The 21,784-nt window shown below is 62.5% G+C and carries 26 protein-coding genes and 2 tRNA genes; 25 read left to right on the top strand and 3 right to left on the bottom strand.

Annotated elements, in window-relative coordinates; translation table 11 throughout:
* Positions 1 to 139: 139 nt before the first annotated feature.
* The 3 genes from DAUD_RS11310 to DAUD_RS11300 are packed head-to-tail and all read left to right on the top strand — an operon-like array spanning position 140 to position 2,119.
* Positions 140 to 904 (top strand): ParA family protein, encoded by a 765-nt coding sequence (locus tag DAUD_RS11310; RefSeq protein ID WP_012303291.1) that lies wholly within the window; start codon positions 140 to 142, stop codon positions 902 to 904.
* Positions 897 to 1,775 (top strand): ParB/RepB/Spo0J family partition protein, encoded by an 879-nt coding sequence (locus tag DAUD_RS12975; RefSeq protein ID WP_041570975.1) that lies wholly within the window; start codon positions 897 to 899, stop codon positions 1,773 to 1,775. The genes DAUD_RS11310 and DAUD_RS12975 overlap by 8 nt, the downstream gene beginning before the upstream one ends.
* Positions 1,776 to 1,798: 23 nt before the next feature.
* Positions 1,799 to 2,119, top strand: coding sequence for a hypothetical protein (locus DAUD_RS11300; protein ID WP_012303289.1), 321 nt, complete (start codon positions 1,799 to 1,801; stop codon positions 2,117 to 2,119).
* A 436-nt stretch (positions 2,120 to 2,555) separates the two neighbouring features.
* On the opposite strand, the gene larC is transcribed toward DAUD_RS11300, so the two are convergent.
* A complete protein-coding gene (gene larC / locus DAUD_RS11295; protein ID WP_012303288.1) occupies positions 2,556 to 3,782 on the bottom strand; it encodes a nickel pincer cofactor biosynthesis protein LarC in 1,227 nt (408 codons plus the stop codon).
* 149 nt (positions 3,783 to 3,931) lie between these two features.
* Complete coding sequence (gene larE / locus DAUD_RS11290) at positions 3,932 to 4,729, bottom strand: ATP-dependent sacrificial sulfur transferase LarE (RefSeq protein WP_012303287.1); 798 nt, start codon at positions 4,727 to 4,729, stop codon at positions 3,932 to 3,934.
* Positions 4,730 to 4,817: 88 nt separating this feature from the next.
* Here larE and DAUD_RS11285 point away from each other — a divergent pair, with 88 nt between their 5' ends.
* The 3 genes from DAUD_RS11285 to DAUD_RS12620 all read left to right on the top strand — a co-directional run bounded on the left by DAUD_RS11285 (position 4,818) and on the right by DAUD_RS12620 (position 6,328).
* On the top strand, positions 4,818 to 5,294 hold the full coding sequence (locus DAUD_RS11285) for a DUF4446 family protein (protein WP_012303286.1): 477 nt from the start codon (positions 4,818 to 4,820) through the stop codon (positions 5,292 to 5,294).
* Positions 5,295 to 5,384: 90 nt separating this feature from the next.
* Positions 5,385 to 6,020: a phosphoribosyltransferase gene (locus DAUD_RS11280; protein WP_012303285.1), complete on the top strand. Its 636-nt coding sequence runs from the start codon at positions 5,385 to 5,387 to the stop codon at positions 6,018 to 6,020.
* A gap of 44 nt (positions 6,021 to 6,064) precedes the next feature.
* Complete coding sequence (locus tag DAUD_RS12620; RefSeq protein ID WP_012303284.1) at positions 6,065 to 6,328, top strand: YkuS family protein; 264 nt, start codon at positions 6,065 to 6,067, stop codon at positions 6,326 to 6,328.
* Here DAUD_RS12620 and yyaC read toward each other — a convergent pair.
* Positions 6,321 to 6,956, bottom strand: coding sequence for a spore protease YyaC (gene yyaC, locus DAUD_RS11270; protein WP_012303283.1), 636 nt, complete (start codon positions 6,954 to 6,956; stop codon positions 6,321 to 6,323). The two genes, DAUD_RS12620 and yyaC, sit on opposite strands and share 8 nt — an antisense overlap.
* A gap of 106 nt (positions 6,957 to 7,062) precedes the next feature.
* On the opposite strand from yyaC, the gene DAUD_RS11265 reads away from it, so the two are divergent.
* From DAUD_RS11265 to scfB, 19 genes are all read left to right on the top strand, one after another.
* Complete coding sequence (locus tag DAUD_RS11265; RefSeq protein WP_242647852.1) at positions 7,063 to 8,133, top strand: YkvI family membrane protein; 1,071 nt, start codon at positions 7,063 to 7,065, stop codon at positions 8,131 to 8,133.
* Between the two features lie 27 nt (positions 8,134 to 8,160).
* A complete protein-coding gene (locus tag DAUD_RS11260; RefSeq protein ID WP_012303281.1) occupies positions 8,161 to 8,835 on the top strand; it encodes a CvpA family protein in 675 nt (224 codons plus the stop codon).
* A gap of 31 nt (positions 8,836 to 8,866) precedes the next feature.
* Positions 8,867 to 9,079 (top strand): DUF951 domain-containing protein, encoded by a 213-nt coding sequence (locus DAUD_RS11255; protein WP_012303280.1) that lies wholly within the window; start codon positions 8,867 to 8,869, stop codon positions 9,077 to 9,079.
* Between the two features lie 2 nt (positions 9,080 to 9,081).
* Positions 9,082 to 10,173 carry a redox-regulated ATPase YchF gene (ychF, locus tag DAUD_RS11250; RefSeq protein WP_041570973.1) on the top strand — a complete coding sequence of 364 codons (1,092 nt, stop codon included), beginning with the start codon at positions 9,082 to 9,084 and terminating at the stop codon, positions 10,171 to 10,173.
* 314 nt (positions 10,174 to 10,487) lie between these two features.
* Positions 10,488 to 10,646, top strand: coding sequence for a hypothetical protein (locus tag DAUD_RS12615; RefSeq protein WP_166485190.1), 159 nt, complete (start codon positions 10,488 to 10,490; stop codon positions 10,644 to 10,646).
* A gap of 259 nt (positions 10,647 to 10,905) precedes the next feature.
* Positions 10,906 to 11,583, top strand: a complete 678-nt coding sequence (locus DAUD_RS11245) for a hypothetical protein (RefSeq protein WP_012303278.1) — start codon at positions 10,906 to 10,908, stop codon at positions 11,581 to 11,583.
* Positions 11,584 to 12,080: 497 nt separating this feature from the next.
* The gene (gene rpsF / locus DAUD_RS11240) at positions 12,081 to 12,365 is read left to right on the top strand and encodes a 30S ribosomal protein S6 (protein WP_012303277.1); all 285 of its coding nucleotides are present in this window, start codon (positions 12,081 to 12,083) and stop codon (positions 12,363 to 12,365) included.
* Positions 12,366 to 12,387: 22 nt separating this feature from the next.
* Complete coding sequence (locus tag DAUD_RS11235) at positions 12,388 to 12,816, top strand: single-stranded DNA-binding protein (RefSeq protein ID WP_012303276.1); 429 nt, start codon at positions 12,388 to 12,390, stop codon at positions 12,814 to 12,816.
* Between the two features lie 43 nt (positions 12,817 to 12,859).
* On the top strand, positions 12,860 to 13,087 hold the full coding sequence (gene rpsR, locus DAUD_RS11230) for a 30S ribosomal protein S18 (RefSeq protein ID WP_012303275.1): 228 nt from the start codon (positions 12,860 to 12,862) through the stop codon (positions 13,085 to 13,087).
* Positions 13,088 to 13,221: 134 nt separating this feature from the next.
* On the top strand, positions 13,222 to 14,124 hold the full coding sequence (locus DAUD_RS11225) for a DUF2232 domain-containing protein (RefSeq protein WP_012303274.1): 903 nt from the start codon (positions 13,222 to 13,224) through the stop codon (positions 14,122 to 14,124).
* A 2-nt stretch (positions 14,125 to 14,126) separates the two neighbouring features.
* A complete protein-coding gene (rplI, locus tag DAUD_RS11220; protein ID WP_408609613.1) occupies positions 14,127 to 14,573 on the top strand; it encodes a 50S ribosomal protein L9 in 447 nt (148 codons plus the stop codon).
* Positions 14,563 to 15,891 carry a replicative DNA helicase gene (gene dnaB, locus DAUD_RS11215; RefSeq protein WP_012303272.1) on the top strand — a complete coding sequence of 443 codons (1,329 nt, stop codon included), beginning with the start codon at positions 14,563 to 14,565 and terminating at the stop codon, positions 15,889 to 15,891. The genes rplI and dnaB overlap by 11 nt, the downstream gene beginning before the upstream one ends.
* A gap of 60 nt (positions 15,892 to 15,951) precedes the next feature.
* A complete protein-coding gene (locus DAUD_RS11210; protein WP_012303271.1) occupies positions 15,952 to 17,328 on the top strand; it encodes an NAD(P)/FAD-dependent oxidoreductase in 1,377 nt (458 codons plus the stop codon).
* A 119-nt stretch (positions 17,329 to 17,447) separates the two neighbouring features.
* The gene (locus DAUD_RS11205; protein WP_012303270.1) at positions 17,448 to 18,740 is read left to right on the top strand and encodes an adenylosuccinate synthase; all 1,293 of its coding nucleotides are present in this window, start codon (positions 17,448 to 17,450) and stop codon (positions 18,738 to 18,740) included.
* A gap of 70 nt (positions 18,741 to 18,810) precedes the next feature.
* Positions 18,811 to 18,886, top strand: a tRNA-Glu gene (locus DAUD_RS11200).
* A 261-nt stretch (positions 18,887 to 19,147) separates the two neighbouring features.
* Positions 19,148 to 19,222: transfer RNA gene (locus DAUD_RS11195), tRNA-Gly, on the top strand.
* A 172-nt stretch (positions 19,223 to 19,394) separates the two neighbouring features.
* Positions 19,395 to 20,027, top strand: coding sequence for a CBS and ACT domain-containing protein (locus tag DAUD_RS11190; protein ID WP_041570971.1), 633 nt, complete (start codon positions 19,395 to 19,397; stop codon positions 20,025 to 20,027).
* Positions 20,028 to 20,051: 24 nt separating this feature from the next.
* Positions 20,052 to 20,201: a six-cysteine ranthipeptide SCIFF gene (scfA, locus tag DAUD_RS12175; protein WP_012303268.1), complete on the top strand. Its 150-nt coding sequence runs from the start codon at positions 20,052 to 20,054 to the stop codon at positions 20,199 to 20,201.
* Positions 20,202 to 20,334: 133 nt separating this feature from the next.
* Positions 20,335 to 21,705, top strand: a complete 1,371-nt coding sequence (gene scfB, locus DAUD_RS11185) for a thioether cross-link-forming SCIFF peptide maturase (RefSeq protein WP_012303267.1) — start codon at positions 20,335 to 20,337, stop codon at positions 21,703 to 21,705.
* Positions 21,706 to 21,784: the final 79 nt, after the last annotated feature.

Genomic DNA, 21,784 nt, shown 5'->3' with positions numbered 1-21,784 from the left:
CCCCGCTATCTGCTTCATTTTCCGGCAGGATTTTCTTAACAGCCTGTGGAACTAGCAATCGTTAACACCATCAATTCCGTCCCGTGCCAACGTCCGCGGGGCGGTGCGCACCGCGAAACTGCAGGCAGGGGGTTTGTTTTTGGGCAAGGTCATCGCGGTCACAAACCAGAAGGGCGGCGTGGCCAAAACTACCACCTGCGTGAACCTGGGTGCGGCCTTGGCGTTGAACAACAAGCGGGTGCTGCTGGTGGACATCGACCCCCAGGGCAACGCTACAAGCGGTATGGGGTTGGACCGGAACAGCCTGAAGCGGTGCATCTACAACGTCCTGATCGCCGGGGAGCCCATCCGGAGCGTGATGCGCACCTGCGAGTCCGTTTCGGGCGTTGACGTAGTGCCGGCCACGCTGCAGCTGGCCGGGGCCGAAATTGAAATGGTGGGCGTTCCGGAGCGGGAACTTCTCCTAAGGAAAACCCTGGCAAAAGTCCGGGGCGACTACGACTACACCCTGATCGACTGTCCTCCCTCACTGGGGCTTTTGACGCTCAACGCCCTGGGCGCCGCCGATTCCGTCCTAATTCCCATTCAGTGCGAGTACTATGCCCTGGAAGGCTTGGGCCATCTGATGAGTGCCGTACAACTCGTACAGCGCCGCCTCAACCCCAGGCTTCAGATCGAGGGGGTGCTCCTGACCATGTTCGACGGGCGCACGAACCTGGCCATTCAGGTGGTCGAAGAGGTGAAGCGGCATTTCGGCAACAAAGTGTACCGGACGATTGTCCCCCGCAATGTGCGATTGAGCGAGGCGCCCAGTTTCGGCAAGCCCGTGGCCGTCTACGATCCGAAATGCCGGGGCGCCGAGGTATACGGGGATCTGGCAAAGGAAGTGATGGAACGTGGGTAAAAAAAGAGCCTTGGGGAGAGGACTGGATGCCTTGTTGCCCGGAAACGTAGGCGCGGAGGCAGCGGCGGCATCCGGGGACGGATTGCGGGAGATCCCGGTTGACCGGATACGGACCAATCCGCGCCAGTCGCGGCAGGTGTTCGACCAGGAGCGCCTGGCGGAGTTGGCGGCTTCCATCGAGGAAGTCGGCCTGGTGCAACCGGTGGTGGTCCGGCAGTCCGGGGACGGGTACGAACTGATCTCCGGGGAACGGCGACTCCGTGCCTTTCTGGCGCTGGGCCGCAGCAGGATCCCGGCGGTGGTCCGGGAGATGCCCGAGGTCGAGGCGGCAATGGCGGTGCTGATCGAGAACATTCAGCGGGAGAACCTGAATCCGTTAGAAGAGGCGATCGCCTACCGGCGCCTTGTGAACGAGTTCGACCTGACCCAGGAGGAAGTGGCGCGGCGGGTGGGCAAGAGCCGTGTGCATGTGACCAATACCCTTCGCCTGCTTTCCCTGCCCCTGCAAGTGCAAGAGATCATCGGGTCGGGGGCGCTCACCGCCGGGCACGCCCGGGCCCTGGGGGCAGTGGATGACGCGGCCCGGCAGGTGGAACTGGCTCAGCGGGCGGTGGCCCGGGGACTATCGGTGCGAGCGCTGGAGGAAGAGGTCCGAAATGCTGCTGCGCAGGCCGCTTCCTCCCGGGGGAGCCGGAAGCGCGACGTAGAGAGCGGGCTGAAGAGCCTGCTGCGGGAGCGCGCCGGTGCGCTGGCCGCGCGGGTGAACATCCGCGGCGATCAAAATAAGGGCCGCATCGAAATTCGCTACCGGAACGAACAAGAACTGGAGGAAGTGCTGGACTGGCTGGCGTATGTTTCACGTAAAACATGACGGTGAAACAATGGGTGAAATAAATGCGCGAACTTGAACAAGGGATCCTCTTGGGCATCCTGATCGGAGAGGGGCACTTCGGCGGTGACGGGCGGCAGGCGCACATTACGGTGCGCATGCACTCCCGGAACCGGCCTCTGTTCGAATGGCTTCTACAGGTGGTTCCCGGTTCCCGTCTGTACGGTCCTTACAAGCACGGCGGGCGGGATTACTGTCAGTGGATGGTGCGGGGGGCCGCGCTCCGGGAGCTCTTGCCTGTCCTCGACCGCCTCCCCCTGAGCGAAATCAGCCCTGAAACATACGCCCGCTACCGGCGGATGAAGGAAGACTACCGCCTGCCCTAGAGGCATTCCCCCAGCTAGATTTTCCCGTTTCCGAGGGGGAGCGTCGCCTATCTCAATGTTTTGGAGCCATATTTTAAAAAGCGCACCTTATCAGCCTTTTTGAAAACATTCATCTTGGGTGGTCTACCCACTTATCGCCCCCTGCTTACCCTATCATGTCTTCCTGGGTCCTTTGCCCTGATATTCCTTCGTTCAGCATAATGGGGGCGGGTGGGGCACCGTTACGCAGTTAGCCGTCCGTGCGTGGGCACTCGTTCCCAGCGACGGATAGCCTTACTGTTTCACCGTCAGGTTCCACGTGAAACACGGCGGTACGCTCGCAAGCATCTCTGGTTAACCACCGGCGGAACTGCGCACGATAGTGAGTCACCCGCTTGATTCGCCGGCCGGCCATTGTTTCACTTTCAGGTTCTGCGTGAAACATATGCCGCGGGCGCTATTCTTGCTGCTGCTCAACGGGCAAGCCCTCTTCTCCGAACAGGGCCTCCGCCGCCCGTTCGGCCGCGGCCGTGACGATGCGCACCGGGACGCGGTGCTTTAGCGCCAGGGTGCGGCAATCCTCGAATTCCGGTTTCACTCGCAGCATGCGGCCGTCCAGCAGGGCTGCCTTCACCTGCACCGGGCCATAGTCCGTATCCACCACCAGCACCCGGCGGTCCAGAACAACCCGGTCCTCGCGGCGCACGCGGATACCCAGTGTGCCTGTTTCCTTCAGTATAACCATTACCAGCGAATTCCATTCATCCGCACCGGCTATTACCGTCAGCTTTACCCCCGGGCGGCCCTTCTTCATGATCAGGGGGGTCAGGTAAGCGTCCCGGGCTCCGGCGGCCAGGAGCTGCTCCAGGACATAGGGGTGGTGTTCGGGATTAACGTCGTCCAGCACCGTTTCCAGGACGGTGATTTGCTCCCGTGCCGGGGGGTGTTCCCCTGCCGGTGACTCAACCCGGCCCAGCACCGCCCGCAGCAGGTTCGGGAAAGGGAAGGCCGAGGTTCCGGCCCCGTAACCAATCCCTTCGATGAACAGACCCGGGTAGGCGCCGGCCGTGGAAGCCAGGGTGACCGCTAGGGCCGCGCCCGTCGGCGTGACCAGTTCGCCCTCGACCTCGGCGGGCCGGGTGGGAAAGCCGCGGATGAGTTCGAGCACGGCGGGGGCCGGCACCGGAAGCGTGCCGTGGGCGCAGTGCACAAAGCCCCTGGAAAGCGGCAGGGGCGAGAGCCGTACCTGTTCCACCTCCAGCAGGTGCAGGGCGGCGGCCGTGCCGATGATTTCGATGATGGCGTCCACGCCGCCGGTTTCGTGAAAGTGCACCTGGTCCGGGGAGACACCGTGGACTCGGGCCTCGGCTTGCGCCAGGCGGGTAAACACCCGGGCGGAATTCCTGGCCACCGGTTCGGGCAGCCCTCCCGCCTGGATGATCGCCAGAATGTCGGGCAGGCGCCGGTGTGGCTGTTCCCGGCGGACGTGCACCTTGACCCCGGTGCCCCGCAGGCCGCCGCTTTTTTCTTCGCGTACCTCCAGTGTCCAGCCTCCGAGAGGGAGTCCGGACAAAACAGCCCGAATATCGTCGGGCGAGGCTCCGGCGTCAATCAGGGAACCCAGGGCCATGTCGCCGCTGATCCCGGCGAAACAATCCCAGTAGAGGAGGCGCACGTTAGTCATTCCTCCCCGGAGCAGATGATGGCGCTGGCCCGGGCGGCGGCCTCCACCGACACGCGGCCCAACGCCACGTCGTGGAGAAGAGCGGCCAGTTTTTTCTTGTCCATGGTTTGCGCTCCCACTATAATGAGTACAGGGTTCGACGCGCTTTGTCAGGAATCACTGTCGTAGCTTCCCGTCCGGTAACCGGCGATGTCGGAGGTGACGAAACGAAAGCCGAGGGTCCGCAGTTTTTCCAGGACCAACTCCCGGTGAGGCGGGGTCGCCAGCCGGGGCAACTCGGACGGGTCGACTTCGATCCGGGCCAACGCTCCGTGGTGGCGGAGCCGTACCGTAGTGTATCCGAGTGCGCGCAGAAATTCTTCGCCGGCCTGAATCTGTTCCAGTTTCTCCGGCGTGAGCGGTTCGCCGTAAGGAATCCGGGTGGCCAGACAGCTCTCGGACGGCTGGTTCCAGAACTTCAGGCCCAGGCTGAAGGCCAGGGAGCGGACCTCCGGTTTCCCCAGCCCGGCTTCGAGGAGGGGGCTCACCACACCGGCCTCGGCGGCGGCCTGAAGCCCCGGACGGTATTCACGCGCATCTGAAGCGTTGGTTCCGTCGATAATACTGGCGAGGCCTTCGGAGCAGGCAATTTCCCTCAGTTTCCGGAACAGCATGGACTTGCAGCGGTAGCAACGATCGCGGGAATTGGCCAGAAAAAGAGGGTCGGCGAGTTGGCCGCCCGGGAATTCGAGGTGGCGAACCCCGAGCAGGGCCGCCAGGGCGCGGGCCCGCTGCAGGTCGGCACGGGCGTGGATTCCGGCCACGGCTGTGGCGGCGGCCACCCGCTCTCCGAGAACCTCCCGGGCCAGGCACAGCACGGTCGCTGAATCAACCCCGCCCGACAAGGCCACAACCACACCGCCAAGCTTCTTGATTATGGCGCGGACACGTTCGCCGTTTCCAGACACTGGTCATCCAGCCTCCCGGTTGCAGTGTAGAGCAGGCCGGGGGTGCGTGTCAACCGGGCCGGAGCACCCGAAAAGGAGTGGAATTGATTTGCCCGTTTTCGAAATCCTGATTGGAATCGTGGGGCTGCTGGCCCTACTTAACGTGATTTTGCTTCTAGCCTATCGCCGGATGACCGGGCGGTTGCGTCGTTTGTCCCACCTGCTGCGACTGACTGACCGGGGCAGCCTGGACGAACTGGTCAACACTTTCAGCCTCAACATTGAGGAGATAAACCGTAGGCTGGACGGCGTAGCGGCCTGGCAGAGAGCGGCCGATGAAACCCTGGCGAGCTGCGCGCGCACGCCCGTGCTGCTTCGGTACCGCGCTTTTGAAGGTGTGGGGGGCGATCTGAGCTACTCGTGCGCTATCCTGGACGGCAAGGGCGACGGCGTGATACTGACCGCCCTGCACTCACAGAACGCCTCGTTTTCCTACGGCAAACCAGTGGAACGCGGCCGGTCGGTTTACCAATTCAGCACCGAGGAACAGGAAGCGGTTGACCGGGCTCTGAAGATTCCGGGGTGAGGCAGCCGCACTCGGATGAACGGAAGGGGTAAGTCCTCCCCCGGGGAGTGTGCAGATACCCGAATAATGCAGTTACGAGGAGGTGTCCCGATGTTTCGTGACCGAGTGGACGCGGGTCGCCGACTGGCGGCCCGGCTGGCGGAGGAAGACCTGTCCGGCGGCTTGGTGCTCGGCATTCCCCGCGGCGGGGTGGTGGTGGCGGCGGCCGTGGCCGCGGAACTGGCCCTCCCGCTGGACATTATTGTGCCGCGCAAGATCGGTGCCCCGCGAAACCCCGAATTGGCCGTGGGCGCGGTGACCCAGGACGGCACCGTGATTTACAACGACCGGTTGCTCCAGAGGTTGATGTTGAGAGCGGATGATCTTGAAGGACAGGTCCAGCAAGAAATCAAGGAAATTGAACGGCGTATGACCCTCTACCGCGGGTCCAGGGTGCCTCCCGAGTTGGCCGGGCGGACCGTCATCCTGATCGACGACGGCATCGCCACCGGGTATACGGTGCTCGCCGCCCTGCGGTCCTTAAGGCGCGCCGGGCCGCGAAGGATCATCCTGGCCGTGCCCGTGGCTCCCCCGGAGACCCTGGAACGTCTGAAGCCGGAAGTCGATCGGATTGTATGCCTGGAGGCCCCGGACGATTTCTATGCCGTGGGCCAGTTCTACCTGCACTTCGACCAGAATTCGGACCAGGAGGTCATCGACCTGCTCCAGGCCGGCCGAAACGCATAAAAACGTCCGCCGCCCACATAATAAGGGCGACGGAGGTGAGGTTATTGCAGAAAAAAGTGGCGATTTCCGAGGGTTTGACCGGTCTGGACGACTTCTTTCACAAGCGGGGTTACACGGTCGTGCCTCCGGACGAGGCGGATAATTCGGTGGCGCTTGTAATCTCGGGGGCTACGCACGATTTCACCGGGGTGCAGGAGCGGGCGCTCAAGGTGCCCGTGGTCAACGCCGAGGGCAAGACCCCGGAGGAGATTTTCAGCCAGGTCGAAAGGATTTCCAAGATAGCGGGCGCGGAACCCAGGCTTATATAGCCTGGGTTCCGGCAACTCGGGCCTCGTGCAGGCCCGGTTCGGGAACGGCCGGACGCCCTTGTTCGGCCGCCAGCAATTTCAGGCCGGCACAGACTACGTCGGCGATGCGCATCACCATGTTGAGCCGGGTGCTCTGGAGCACCGTGAACTCCATGAAACCGCCGACATTCACCACACCGGTGATGTGGACATCGCCCACGGGCGGCAGCTCCTTTTTCACCCCGGCGCCGGGTCTTAAGGCACCCTTGGAGATGTTGACGCAGCCGACGCTCTCCAGCCTGCCGAGGCAGGCGTCCACCGCGATAATAAACGGGTCGGCATATGCCCGGTTGATGGCCTCAAGTGTTTCCTGCAGGTTAGTGGCGTGAACTGGTTGGGCGAGCGTCCCATACACCCGGAAAAAATCCTGGTCGAGATTTTCCACGGCGGAACCGATCAGGGGTCCGAGACTGTCGCCGGTCGAGCGGTCCGAACCGATGCACAGCAGTACCACCGGCCGGCCGGTGCCCAGATTCTCGAGGTGACGTCCAAGGTTATCGGCCACCCTGGCTGGGGCGTGCGGGTCGTCTATGTGAATCCGCGTTTGGGCGGCATCGGTTTCAACCTTGTGGAGGGGTAGTCTGTTCATGGTTAGTTCTCCCTTCGCGTACACAATTAAGTAATATATTTATTGCCGCCACCAGGCAAGGTTATACCGAAAAGGCAGGGCATAACATTCCATGAGGTGTCCTGATTTGCGAAGTGGGAGCCTGAAGGTGGCGGTGCTTTACATCGGTGGGGTGATCGGGGCCGGCTTTGCCTCGGGGCAGGAAATAATGCAGTTTTTCGCTGTCTTCGGCACCCGGGGACTCTGGGGCGTGGCGCTCGCCACCGCTCTTTTTGTCTATTTGGGGGTTGCGGTCCAGACCACCGCTGTGCGGCTTGAGTCGACCGGTTACCGCGAGGTACTGGAACACCTCCTGGGACGAAGTCTGGCCGCGGTAATGGACCGGCTGAGCCTGGGCATGCTGTTGGTGGGACTGGGAATCATGCTCGCCGGGAGCGGGGCCATTTTTCAGGAACAACTCGGCCTGCCCCCGGCCGCCGGAGTGCTGGTGCTGGCCGCACTGATCGTGGCTGTCCTCTGGGGCGGGCTGAACGGGGTCGTGACCGTGAACGCCGTACTGGTGCCGCTGAAGCTGGGACTGGTGATCGGCGTGGCGCTGCTGGCGCTCGCGACGGCCTGGGGCAGCCCGGGTTCGGCCGCCCACGCGGGCGCGTCCCCGCCGGGGCTTCTGGCCGGCAACTGGGTGTGGGCCGCACTGTTGTACGTTTCTTACAATATGGTGGTGCCGGTGGCCGTGCTGTCGACCCTGGGACGTCACCTGAGCCCGGCGGAAGCCGTCCGGGGCGCACTGGCGGGAGGGATTATGCTTGGTCTGGCCGCCGGGGTGGTGGCGGCGGCGATAATCGCCCACTATGGTCAGGTCCGGTTGTACCAGGTGCCCCTGCTGTACCTGGCGGGCGCAGTGCATCCGGTGGTGGGGGTCATGTTTTCAGTGGCGATCTGGCTGGCGGTGTTCACCACCGGTATCGCCAACGCCCACGGCTTCGCCGGCCGCCTGGCTCTGCCCGGTTCCCGCGGTTACCGGTTGGCCGGGCTCGGGGCGACCCTGATTATGGTTCCGGTCGCCCTGCTCGGGTTTGTGACCCTGGTGCGTTTCTTCTACCCGCTCTTCGGGCTCATCGGACTGGTCCTGGCGGGAGTGCTTCTCTCCCGCCCGGTGGCAGGGTTTTGGCGAGAAAGGGCGAAAATAGGCATATAAGAGTCACGGCAAGAGTGAGATGAACGTATGAACTGGCTGGACGGCGGACTGGTTATTCTGCTTGCTTTCAGCGCCTGGCGCGGTTTTGTCCGGGGTTTCGCCCGAAGCGCGCTGGGGGTGGTGGTTTTCGTCCTGGGCCTGTTTGTGGCGTACAAGTACTACCGTCCCGCCGGTGAATACCTGGAGCGGCAGTACGACTTGGGAGCGAGGCTGCAGGAGTTCGTGGCCGGACTGGTGGCCGGGAAGGAAGCGCCGGCGGCGGTTCCCGCCGAGCACCCGGTCGCGGAACTTCCGCAGAGCCTTCACGGGATAGCCGGCCTAGTTGACCAGTTCCTGGCCGGGCAACTGGAAGGAATGGGCCGGGAAGTGATCGCCTCCACGGTGGCGCCGTCTGCGCTGGACGCCGTTACCTTTGTCGGCCTGTTTTTTGTTACGGTCTGGCTCGGGGGGGTCATCCTGTCCCGCGTGCCGCACCTGCCGCTTCTGGGTCCCATCGACCGGGCCGGGGGTTTCTGCTTCGGCTTGGCCCGCGGGTTTATGTGCGGGCTGGTGGTCCTGGTGGCGCTTAAAATCTTGAGTTTCCCCAGTGCCCTGCTCGGGCCGGGCTTTCTGTCCGACGGGCTGGACGGCTCCCAGTTGGCCGCGGCTTACTTCGCCTTTCTGCACTACATCTGGGCCTTCTTCACCCCTGTTCCCCGGTAAACGAGGTGTGCATTGCCAGGAGGTACGAATCTTGATTCCCAAGTTCGAAGTGGGCGATGTGGTCGAGATGAAAAAGAGGCACCCCTGCGGGGGGTGGGAGTGGGAGGTGCTGCGCACCGGCGTGGACTTCCGCCTGCGTTGCCGTACTTGCGGCCGGGTGATTCTGCTCCCCCGCCCGCAGTTTCTCAAAGGGGTCAAGCGCATCGTCGGAGCCCCCGGAAAGGGTGATGGGCTGTTAAGTTAGGAATCATCGGCCTGCCCAACGCCGGGAAAACCACCCTTTTCAACGCCCTCACCGGAGCCGGGGCGGCAGTCGCGCCCTACCCGTTCTGCACCATTGAGCCCAACGCCGGAATGGTTCCGGTCCCCGATGCCCGCCTGGAGACACTGGCCCGGATGGTTCGTCCGGAAAAGATCACCCCGGCGTCCGTCCACTTCGTGGACATCGCCGGCCTGGTACGGGGCGCTTCCCGCGGGGAAGGACTCGGCAACCGCTTTCTCGCCCACATTCGTGAAGTCGACGCCGTCGTGCACGTGGTCCGCCTGTTTACGGACCCGCAGGTGAGCCACGTCGAGGGCGGAGTGGACCCGGTCCGCGACGTGCAGACGGTGGATACCGAACTTTGCCTGGCGGACCTGGAAACGATCGCCCGCCGCCTGGATCGCATCGAAAAAGCGGCCCGTCTCGGTGACGCGGCCCACCGGTCCGAGGCGGCGGTCCTGCGTCGCCTGGAAGCCGGGCTCAACGAGGGTCTCCCGGTGCGCCGCCAGTTGCTGGATGCCGCGGAGAGCGAGCACGCGCGGGGGCTCCATCTGCTTACGGCCCGCCCGGCGGTCTACGTGGCCAACGTCGCCGAGTCCGACCTCGGCCGCCCCCCAGGCCCCGCGCTAGCCGCCCTTTTCGAACACGCCCGCGCTGAAGGGGCCCCCGTGGTGGTACTTTCAGCCTCTTTTGAGGCCGAACTGGCCGAACTGGAACCAGCCGACAAAGAGGTTTTTCTGGCCGACGCGGGCCTGACGGAACCGTCCGTCCGTGCCCTGGTCCGGGCCGGCTACAACCTTCTCGACCTGGTCACCTTTTTTACTACGCGTCGCCCCGAACTACGGGCCTGGACGGTCAGGCGGGGCACCACGGCGTTGGAGGCGGCCGGAAAGATCCACACCGACTTTGCCCGCGGCTTTATCCGCGCGGAAGTTCTGTCTTTCGCCGAGGTGGAGAAATCCGGTGACCTGAACGCAGCCCGGGAGCAGGGCCGCATTCGGATCGAAGGCCGGGACTATCAGGTTCGGGACGGCGACATCATCTACTTCCGGTTCAACGTCACCAGCACCAGCTAAAACACTTCCAGGCGCTTCCATAAATGGCCGCATGCGGATGAGCCGAAGGCTCTGGGCGGGCTTGAGGGCGCTGTTCTTGCCAGGTCGGCCCAGACCGGGCTTGCGGCTATATGGTATGATATGGAAACGAGGGAGGAGTGTCCTACCGTGAATGAGAGGATCAGGTCGCCTTCTTGGGGTGGTTGGTAGGCGGTTCCAGACAACTCCATAATAAATCCCCGGCCGGCAGGTTCCAGCAAGCCTGCCACGCCAGCCGGGGCGGGAAGACGCCCGTGGGACACGGGAGAAGGGCCAGGGCCCGGGGGTGAAAGCAGATGACTAACAGGCGAGGTTGGTGGCCCAAAGCCCTGGCGGTACTCATGGTTATGGGACTTTGCCTGGTGGCCGGGGCCGCCTCCCGGAGACAATGCCGGGTACGCGGTCCGGGGACAGGCAGACTGGGAGCCGGCTGCACCGGAAGCGGATTGCCTTAATCCGTTGGCCGGCATAGCGATCATAGCGGTTTCCGGACTAGCCGGAATATTCACCCGCTTACCGTTCAGGTGGCGCGGCGCACGCAAACAAAACAGTGGCTGCGATTGCGTACCTAAACCGGGGACTGCGTTTAAACTGTGGGTAACTTATCTAGGCCCAGCACAGCACTTTTTGGATGTCGGCAAGTATCCCGGGGAAGGCCGGGTTGGGCACCGGGCCGCCCGCCGGAGGCCTTCCCGGGGAGGGGAGGATACGAATATGTCCAGAATGATGGATATTGATCATAAACGGGTTCGAAAGTACCGGGTCCGGAGTCGGCGCCGGGATGACCGGTTAACGGCAGGCGCCGAGAAAGCGGAGACAACCAGGTGGGCTTGCGTGAGTCTTGGCCCGAGCTACCGGGACTCCTACCGGGAAGAAAGAAAGACGCCGGAGAGAACCGGATTCAGGCCAACGGAACGGCCGGCCGGGCCGGAGGAGCCTTTGTGGGATGAGCGCCACGAGCGGGATCTCGACTACTATTATTATGCCGAGGAGCCCGACGATTTTTACGCGCCCCAACCCAGACGCGAGGGGATACTCGCCCTGACCGGCCGTTGGGGGGCGGACGTGTGGGACCGGTCCTTGGACCGGGTTGGCCGGGTGAAAACGGGCGGCCTTAAAGGGTTCGCCGTTCTGGCAGGTGTTTTTGCCGTGGGCCTTATAATGGAGAGTCAGTTGCATTTTCTGGGACGGGCGGCGGACCTGCTGGCGGCCGCCGCGCTGGCGCTGCGTGGCTGGCTGAACCCGGGGGTTCCGATCGTTCTGTTGTTGACCGGCGCGGTCGCGGTAACCGGGGCCTGGTTGTTGAAGTGGGCCTTGCGCGGGCCGGAGGACGCCCCGCGCTCCCGGAAGCGGGTATCCATCCCGCGGAGCATGATGGAGCGCCACTTCTAAAGAAGGCTGCAATTCAAAAACACACATTCGCTCCTTATCAAGACCCTCCGGAGGCCGGAGGGTCTTCCGCCCTCATAAGGGCGGCAATGCTCCGGGCCGCGGGCCGCGTTGCCTTAGGCGGGACAGCGGCCGACGGTGGGGTCAGCGCATTGGTCCGGACGTAGCGGAGCCAACGCTCCTCCCCCGGGGTCAGGCAGCAGGTGCTCGCTGACGAGGTGATGCTTGTCCCCACCGTTCATAGAACGCAAATCCCCCGGGCCGGCTTGGCTCGGGAGTATTTGTCGTGCGGCGAAGCCGTGTTGACGGCAAATGGCGCGGGGAGAAAGTAATCTGGATGATACTGCTTCGGGTGAGATTCCAGGGAAGCGGCCAACAGCAGCGACCGTGTTTTCCTTGACGCTCCTCTCGAATTAGGCTATCATATGGAAGAGTCTGCCCTTCGTTTTTCCACCCTGCCCCTTCGGGGGCCGTCAGTCCGTAGGGAGGAGGTGTAGTAAGTGCGGCAGTACGAGGTAATGTACATCCTGAAACCCGACCTGGAAGATGAGGAGTCAACGCAGCTGATCGAGAAGTTCAGTAAGATCATCACCGACCGGGATGGGGAAATCACCGAACTGAACCGCTGGGGCAAGAGACGTCTGGCCTACGAGATCAAAGATTACCGCGAAGGCCATTACGTGGTGATGAAATGCCGGGCGGAGCACGCCGCGGCCCAGGAACTGGACCGGGTGTTCAGGATCACGGACGGATTGCTTCGCCACATGATCATTCGCGAGGATTAATAACCGAAACGGCGGAGGGATTATGTTAAACAAAATAATCCTGATCGGGCGTCTGGCCAGGGATCCCGAACTCCGGTACACGCCGAGCGGGACACCGGTGGCCGGGTTCACCGTGGCGGTCGATCGCCCCTTTGTGGACAAACAGGGGAACCGGGGTACCGATTTCATCGACGTGGTGGCCTGGCGCAAACTGGGTGAGACTTGTGCGCGGCATCTGGGCAAGGGGCGGCTTGTGTGTGTGGAGGGGCGCCTGGAGTTGCGGTCGTATGAGGACAACCAGGGTATCCGGCGCAAGGTGGCCGAGGTGATCGCCGATAACGTCCGGTTTCTGGACGGACCGCGAGGTCTGGGCACACCGCACGACCAGAATGAGCAGGTCAAATCAGGTGAAGGACAACCCTACCGGAACGAGATTGATTTTTCCGACGATGACGAACCACTGCCGTTTTAAGCAGCAGTTTTTCTAAGAAGCTCTCTTTTGAGGAGGTCAGAGAATGAAACGTGACCGGGGTCGGCGCAAGAAGAAGATCTGCAGCTTTTGCGTCGACAAGATCGCGGTTATCGATTACAAAGACACGCCCCGGCTGAAAAAATACATCACCGAGCGCGGCAAGATTCTGCCGCGGCGGATCACCGGCAACTGCGCGCATCACCAGCGGATGCTCACGGTATCAATCAAGCGGTCCCGGCACATGGCTTTGTTGCCCTTCAGCACCGACTGATCAGCCTAAGCCATACCGATTTAGCACCGAAAAGCGCCGCCAGCGGCGCTTTTTCCTTGGGCCGCAGGAATGACAACGGACCCGGCGAATCAGTGAGCATGTTTGATGTCAAGAAACCACGCGGGGTGATATTTTTGTTCAAGCCGGGGGACCTGCGCGAAGGGGTTCTCTTGAGCCTGGCCTGTGCCGTGCTGTCCGCGGCCGGCATTCTGCTCCCGTTGTTGTTTCCCTTTTGCGGCCTGGCGATCACGGTGCTGACGGCCGTGGTCACCTACCGTCACAGTGCTGTTTACGCCCTGGTGATCCTAGGTGCGGCCGCACTGCTGACGGCGGTCCTTTTCGGAGCCTTCGTCACGCTGATAATCCTGGCGGAGTCGGGGATCCTGGGATTTTTGTTCGGGTTTTGTTTCAAAAACGGCGTGGCCCACCGGAAGACCCTGGCCGCCGGTCTGGCACTGGCCGTAACCTTGGCCGCGGCGAACCTTGCCGTTTCCTTCCTGGCGCTGGGGGAAAACCCCTATGAACTGGCGGCGGCGTTGACGGCCGAAAAACATTCCGAATCCCTGGAGCAGATTCTCCCGGTGGTGGTGATGCTCCTGCCCGGGAGCTTCATCGCCTGGGCCGTCATCGCCGCTTGGGCCGGGTTTTTCCTGACCGCCGCCAGCCTGAAACGTCTGAACTACTTGCAGGGACCGGAACCGGAGCTGCACCGCTGGCGGCTTCCGTGGCAGTTCATCTGGGTGGTGACCGCTGGCCTGGCGTTGACCCTGGGCGGCGACCAGTGGTCATTTGAGGCGGCGGCCGATATCGGCCGGAATCTCCTGTTCATCACCGCCGTCACGTACATGCTGGGAGGCCTCACGCTGACCGTCTACCTGTACCGTGAGCTTACGGCGCCGCGGTGGTTGAAGCTCCTGCTTCTGGCAGGAGCGGTGCTGAACTGGCCGATGACCGCGGTACTCCTGGTTTGCGCCGGTTTTCTTGACGCCTGGGTGGATTGCCGGACCTTTTTCGAGCAAAGGAGGCGGGAATTTTGAAAGTGGTGTTATTGAAAGATGTGGCCGGTCTGGGTATCCGGGGCCAGGTGGTGAAGGTGGCCGAGGGTTACGGCCGCAACTACCTGATTCCGAAAGGGCTGGCCGAGGAGGCCACTCCGGGCCGGATCAAGGAGCTGGCCCGGCTGGACCAGGCCCGGGAAGAGAGGGTGGAACGGCTGGCGGCTCAGGCCCGCAAGGTGGCGGCCGGGTTGAAAGGGCTTACTGTGCGGATCCCGGCAAGAGCCGGGGAGGGCGGGAAGCTTTTCGGCTCGGTGGGAAACAAGGATATTGCCGCTGCGCTGGCGGCCCGGCACAATCTGAAGATTGACCGCAAAAAGCTGGAGTTGAAAGAGCCAATTAGAAGTCTGGGTAAATTCCCGGTGCTGGCGCGCCTGCACCCGGGCGTACAGGTCGAGTTTGAGGTCGAGGTCGTGGACAATGGAACTTAAGCGGATCCCGCCCCAGAATATCGACGCCGAACAGGCCGTGCTTGGCGCTCTGTTTCTGGAACCGGAAGCCTTCTACCGGGTGGCGGACATCATCCGGCCCGGGGATTTCTATCAGCACGGTCACCGGTTGATTTACGAGGCGGTGGTCGGACTGCAGGAGGAAGGACAACCGGTTGATCTGGTTACGGTCACCGACCGGCTCCGCCGTGACGGAGTGCTGGAGAAGGTCGGGGGCGCGGCGTATGTGGCGTCCCTGGTTGAAATGGTGCCGGCGGCGACCAATATCGAGTACTACGCCCGGATCATCGAGGAGAAGGCGTTGCTTCGGACGTTGATTTCGGTGGCGGCACGGATCTCCGAGATGGGGTATGACGAGCGGGAGGCGGCCGACCGTCTGGTGGACCAGGCCGAGCAGATGATCATGGAATTGGGCGCGCGGCGCACGCCCGGAACCTTCGTGCCCCTGAAGGATATCCTGGCCCGGGCTCTGGAGCGGATCGAGCAGACCTACCTTAATAAAGGCCGGATTGCCGGCGTGCCCACCGGTTTTGTGGACCTGGACCGCCTCTGTTCGGGCCTGCAGCCTACCGACCTGATCATCCTGGCGGCGCGGCCCAGCATGGGCAAGACGGCGCTGGCTTTGAACATCGCCTACGAGGTGGCGGCCCGTCAGGGCCTGCCGGTGGCCTTGTTCAGTCTGGAGATGGGAAAGGAGCAGTTGGTCAACCGGCTGCTCTGCGCCGAGGCCCGGGTGGACCAGCACCGTCTGCGGACGGGAAACCTGCGCGACGAGGACTGGGAACGGTTGACCGAGGCTGCGGCCCAACTCCAGGACGTGCCGCTTTTCATCGATGACACCGGAGGCGCCTCCCTGCGGGACATCCGGGCCCGGGCCAAAAGGCTGCAGGCCGAAAGGGGCCTGGCCCTCGTGATCATCGACTACGTGCAGTTGATGCAGCCCAACCGGCGCGCGGAGAACCGCCAGCAGGAGATCGCGCAGATTTCCCGGGGCCTGAAAGAATTGGCCAAGGAACTGGATGTCCCGGTGCTGGCCCTCTCCCAGCTGTCCCGCGCCGTGGAGCAGAGGCAGGAAAAGAGACCGCAGATGTCCGACCTGCGAGAGAGTGGGAGCCTGGAGCAGGACGCCGATGTGGTGTTGTTTATCTACCGTGAGGAGTATTACCGGCCGGAGACCGATCGGAAAGCGATTGCCGAGATCATCGTGGCCAAGCAGCGTAACGGGCCGGTGGGTACGGTGGAATTGGGCTTTTTCAAGGAGTTTCCCCGCTTCTTCCCCCTGAGGAAGGAGCCCGAATGATTTGACATGCAGGGACCTATTTGCTAAAGTTTAAGCGCCCGGGGGTATGGAGTTGAGCAAATGTACGATGTAGTCATCGTGGGCGCGGGGCCGGCGGGTATATTCGCGGCCCTTGAGCTTGTATCGGCAAAACCGAAGCCTTCCATAGTGATGCTGGAAAAAGGACGGGACATCAAGAAGCGGGTCTGCCCGTCCCGCCAGGCGCAGGTGCCCTGCCGCCACTGCACTCCCTGCGCCACACTCTGCGGGTGGGGCGGCGCGGGGGCTTTCAGTGATGGGAAGCTGACCCTCTCGCCCGAGGTCGGCGGGATGCTGGAGGATTACGTGGGGCGGGAGGCGCTGGAGGACCTGATCGCCTACGTGGACCGCGTCTACCTTCGTTATGGCGCCCCGGAAGAGGTATACGGCCCCGCACACCGGGAACAATTCGAGGACCTGCAGAAAAAAGCGACCCTGGCCGAGCTGCGGTTGGTGCCGCTGCCCATCAGGCATTTGGGCACCGGGCGGTGTGGAGAAGTCCTGCAGGAGATGTACGAATACCTGCAGCAGCACGTTGAAATTCGTACGGGTACGGCCGTCCACCGGATTCTGACCGAGAACGGCCGGGTGGCCGGGGTGGAGTGCGCCGACGGCGAAGTGCTTAGGGGTCGTCATGTCATCGTGGCCCCCGGACGGGAGGGCGCCGAGTGGCTGAGCCGCGAGGCCCAGCGCCTGGCTGTGCCCACCACCAACAACGCCGTGGACATCGGGGTCCGGGTCGAATTGCCGGCCGTGGTCATGGAGCCCCTGACCCGGCTTTTCTACGAACTGAAATGCACTTACATCTCCCGCACCTTTGAAGACCGCGTGCGGACCTTCTGCATGAACCCCTACGGCGAGGTGGTCATGGAGAACAACGATGGTCTGATCACCGTGAACGGCCACACCCACGCGTATAAGAAAACGGAAAACACCAATTTCGCCGTCTTGGTCAGCAAAAACTTCACCCAGCCCTTCAAGGAGCCTATCGCCTACGGGCGGTATATCGCCCGGCTGGCGAACCTCCTGGGAGACGGGATACTGGTGCAGCGGCTCGGGGATTTGAACGCCGGGCGCCGGAGCACGCCGGAGAAGATCGCCCGGGGAGTGGTTACGCCCACGCTGGCCGAAGCCACGCCTGGAGACTTGAGCCTGGTTTTCCCGTACCGGCACCTCCTGGGGATCGTGGAGATGCTCAAGGCGCTGGATTTGATCGCCCCCGGCGTCTATTCGCGTTACACCCTGCTGTACGGGGTGGAAGTGAAGTTCTATTCCTCCCGCCTGGCGCTGAACAGGAACTTGGAAACACCCGTCGCCAACCTGTTCGCGGCCGGAGACGGGGTGGGGGTGACCCGGGGTCTGGTGCAGGCCTCGGCTTCCGGAGTGGTTGCCGCCCGGGAGATTCTCAGGAGAATCTAATCCCGAAAAGCTAAGGAGACCGAAATTCAGGGCCTTGGTAACCCTTCACTTAACTAAGCTGCCAATGTCTTGCTGCCTGAGTTGTCGGCCCCATCTCTAACGAGGGAGGGAAAACCGGATTGTCGACCGTAGTTCTGGTTGGCGCCCAGTGGGGAGACGAAGGGAAGGGGAAACTCACCGACTATCTGGCCCGGGAGGCGGATTTGGTCGTCCGCTACCAGGGCGGGAACAATGCCGGCCACACCGTGGTCGTCGAAGGCCAGGAGTTTAAGCTCCACCTGATCCCTTCAGGCATTCTTCATCCGGATAAAGTATGTGTGATCGGCAACGGGGTGGTGATCGACCCGGGAGTGCTGCACCGGGAGCTTGAAATGCTCCGGGCGGCCGGCCGGCCCCTCGCCGCGCTTTACATCAGCGAGCGCGCGCACGTGATTATGCCCTATCACCGTCAATGTGACGAATTGGAAGAGGACTGCCCGGAAAGCCTGCGCCGTATCGGGACCACGCGCCGGGGTATCGGTCCGGCCTACGCGGACAAATACGCCCGGGAGGGCCTCCGAGTGGTCGATCTGCTCGAAGCCGGGGCTGAGGAGAGGCTAAAACTCATTATCCGGCGCAAGGGTGAAATCCTGGGAAGGATCCACCGGGCTCCGGCCCCTGACCCGGAGCGGGTGGCACAAGAGTACCTCGACCACGCCGAAATGTTGCGTCCTTTTGTACGTGACACGTCATTGCTGGTGCACGAAGCGGTGCGGGCCGGCCGGAACGTTCTGTTCGAGGGGGCGCAGGGCACCTTGCTGGATATCGACCACGGCACGTACCCGTACGTCACCTCCTCGAACCCTACGGCCGGGGGCGCGGCGGTCGGAACGGGCATTGGTCCCCGGGTGATCGACACGGTGATCGGAGTGACCAAGGCCTACACCACCAGGGTGGGTGACGGGCCGTTTCCCACCGAACTCAAGGACGAAACCGGCGAACATCTGCGCGCCGCGGGCCGGGAGTATGGGACCACCACCGGCAGGCCCCGGCGGTGCGGCTGGCTGGACACCGTAATCACCCGGTATGCGGCCCGGGTCAACAGCCTCGACTACCTGGCGGTCACCAAACTGGACGTGCTGACCGGGTTGCCTGTGCTCCGCATCTGCCGTGCCTACCGTTACCAGGGGCGTGAGATTCACGATTTCCCGTCGCGGCTGTCGGTGCTGGCCGGCTGCGAGCCGGTCTACGAGGAACTTCCGGGCTGGACGGAAGATCTTACCGGGGTGCGGTCCTTTGAAGAACTGCCGGCAGCGGCGCGGGCTTATCTGGACCGGCTGGCGGAACTGAGCGGGGTGCCGCTCGGCGTGGTCAGCGTGGGCCCCGGACGCGAGCAGACCTTGCCGCTGGCGGACTTTTTCCACCGTCGTTGACTCATCTACCGAACTTGACAGTCCTCCGGGGCTGTAGTAAGATAGTCACGTGTCTGTCTGGACGAAGCGTGGCCCCATGGTCAAGTGGACTAAGACACCGGCCTTTCAAGCCGGTAACGCGGGTTCGAATCCCGCTGGGGTCACCAATCAGTCTTCAGTCGTCGGTGATCGGTCGTCGGAAGGAAAACAGGGGTGGTGAATCGGCGGAAGACCTGTTTGGTTTTTGTGTCTGGGTATGCGCCCGGTGGTTACCGCCGTGTGCGCAGTTGCCGCCGCACCGCGCTTGCATAGACTGATGTTGCATGATATAATTTTACATTATCGGCAGGTCTAAAGGTCCTTCCGGATCGACCAACGACCAATTGGTTCCTACTGACGACCGACCACCGATGACCGACGACCGAAATGCGGGTGTAGCTCAACGGTAGAGCACCAGCTTCCCAAGCTGGGGGTTGCGGGTTCGATCCCCGTCACCCGCTCCAAAATAGCAATTCGAGACCGGGGGTTCGCCCTTGGTTTTCGTTTTATGTGGGCTTTCGGCTCTCAGGAGGTGCCGGGAACCGCTGCCGTGGTTGACAATAAACGGTTGTCTATTGCCTGGAGCACCCCGGGGAGGATATAATGAAAACAAATCCTATAAGGGTGGCGAGAGCCATGTTTGTACAGGATTGTATGACCAGCAATCCCATCACCATTACCCTGGACACCCCCATTTTCCAAGCTCTGGACATTATGACCAGGCGTAAGGTGCGCCACCTGCCGGTATTCCAGGGTTCCCGCCTCGTGGGTCTGGTGACCGAGCGCGGCCTTCTGCAGGTGTCACCGTCCCCGGCCACCACGCTGAGCATGCACGAGTTGAACTACGTGCTGGCCAAGGTCACGGTGAAGGAGGCACTAGTAAAGGACCCGGTCTGGGTCCCGCCGCAGATGCCGATTGAAGAGGCGGCCCAAGTGATGCGCCAGAAAAAGATTGGCAGCCTGCTGGTTATGGAAGACGGTAAACTGGTCGGGATCGTCAGCCAAACTGACATTGTCGAGGCACTGGTCCGGCTGTTCGGTCTGCACCGGGCGGGCACCAGGCTGGTCATCGACACCGAGGACCGGGTCGGGGTGCTGGCCGACATCACCCAGTTTTTCAAGGAACGGGGCATCAACATCATCAGCGTGGTCACCATGCGGCGGGATGAGAAGCGGTTTCACCTGGTGTTTCGGGTGAGTATAGCCGATGCCGGGGCACTGGTGGCCGAAATCGAGGGCTTGGGGTTCAAAGTGGTTTCCGTAAGCTAGGGAGTTTTCGAGGAGGGATCGTTCTTGGGCAAACACATCCGGACGGTCAACAAGCGCGCCCTCGGGCAGCGGAAAACGGTGGCTTGCGGGGAGTGCCAGACGTCGTGTCAGTCGGCCTGCAAGACTTCCTGCACCGTGGGCAATCAGTTCTGCCTGAAGGAGAAGAAAAAATAGCTGTTCTTGTGGTACCCGGTGATTCACCGGGTATTAGTCTGCCTTTTTACAGGCCATTGGCCCGGAGTGCCAATACTCGGGTCTTGTCCGCAATAGGGATGAAATACGGGAGTCCGGTGGCGATAATCAAACTATGATTCATTGTTTTACGGTCCACGGCGCCCGGCTGGTCCTGGACGCGCACAGCCAGAGCCTGCACGAGGTTGACGGTCTGGCCTGGGAGATTCTCACCGGTGAGTTCAGCGGTCGACCGGAAACAGTGCGGGTGCTTCAGGAGCGGTACCCGGCGGCCGAAATTGAAGGCGCCCTCGGGGAAATCGAGATACTCCGGCGCCAGGGGTTGCTTTTTGCGCCCGACCCCCATCCGGATTATCAGCCCCCGCCCCCGGAAGTCAAGGCGTTGTGTCTCTATGTGTCCCATCACTGCAATTTGGCATGCCGCTACTGTTTCGCCCGGGCCGGGCGTCCGGATACGGTCAGGAAACTGATGCCGTCCGGGGTGGCCCGTCGGGCGGTTGACCTTCTGATCAGCGAATCCGGTGCCCGCCGCCACGTGGAAATTGACTTCTTCGGCGGAGAACCGCTTTTGAATTTTCCGGTGGTCCGAGATACGATCCGCTACGCCCGGGAGCGGGGGGAAGCCGCCGGCAAGCGGGTTGGTTTCACCGTGACCACGAACGGGCTTTTGCTCACGCCCGAGGTACGGCGCTTCTTGTTAAAAAACAAAGTGAATGTGGTACTGAGCCTGGACGGCCGTCCCGAGGCCCATGACCGGTGGCGCCGCACGCCGGGGGGCGGGGGGTCGCACCGGGAAGTCCTGCCCAAGATCCGGGAGTACGTTCGGGAGTGGGAGGCCTGCCGGGGTTCCCGGGGTTACTATTATGTCCGGGGGACCTTCACCCGCCACAATCTGGACTTTGCCGAAGATTTTCGGTACCTGGTTGAACAGGGATTCCATAACGTCTCCCTCGAACCGGTCGTCGCCCCGCAGGATGAGGAATACGCCCTTAGGGAACGGGACCTGCCCCGGGTCCGGGCTGAATACGAGCGGTTGGCGACTGTATATCTGGAGGCCTTCCAGGCCGACGCCAGGGTCCGGTTTTTTCATTTTGAAATCGACCTCGATGCGGGGCCATGTTTGCCCAAGCGCCTGTCCGGCTGCGGTGCCGGGCACGCCTACCTCGCGGTCGACGCGGACGGGGGGTTGTTTCCCTGTCATCAGTTCGTCGGTCAAAGCCGTTTCTGGCTCGGTGACGTTTTTTCCGGAGTGGCGCGGACGGACCTGGTGGATGCTTTCCGGCAGACCCACGTCTACACTAAGAAGGAGTGTTCCGACTGTTGGGCCAAATTCTTCTGCAGCGGGGGCTGCCATGCGCACGCTTTTCTGGAAAACGGCTCGATCCGCCACCCGAGCTGGTTGGGCTGCGCGACAATGCGTCACCGGCTGGAGTGTGCTCTGTATGTGCAGGCCAGAATAAGTGAGATTACGGGGTCTAAATCCTGATGGCAACTGACGAGGATTGCTGAACGGCCTGTTGCTGGAAATGTGTGTCTGGACGGATGCTCAGTCTCATGTTACAATC

The organism is Candidatus Desulforudis audaxviator MP104C (genome assembly GCF_000018425.1).
Lineage (GTDB): Bacteria > Bacillota > Desulfotomaculia > Desulfotomaculales > Desulforudaceae > Desulforudis > Desulforudis audaxviator.
Note: the sequence above shows the minus strand (reverse complement) of the source record. Positions and strands in the feature narration are given on the sequence as shown.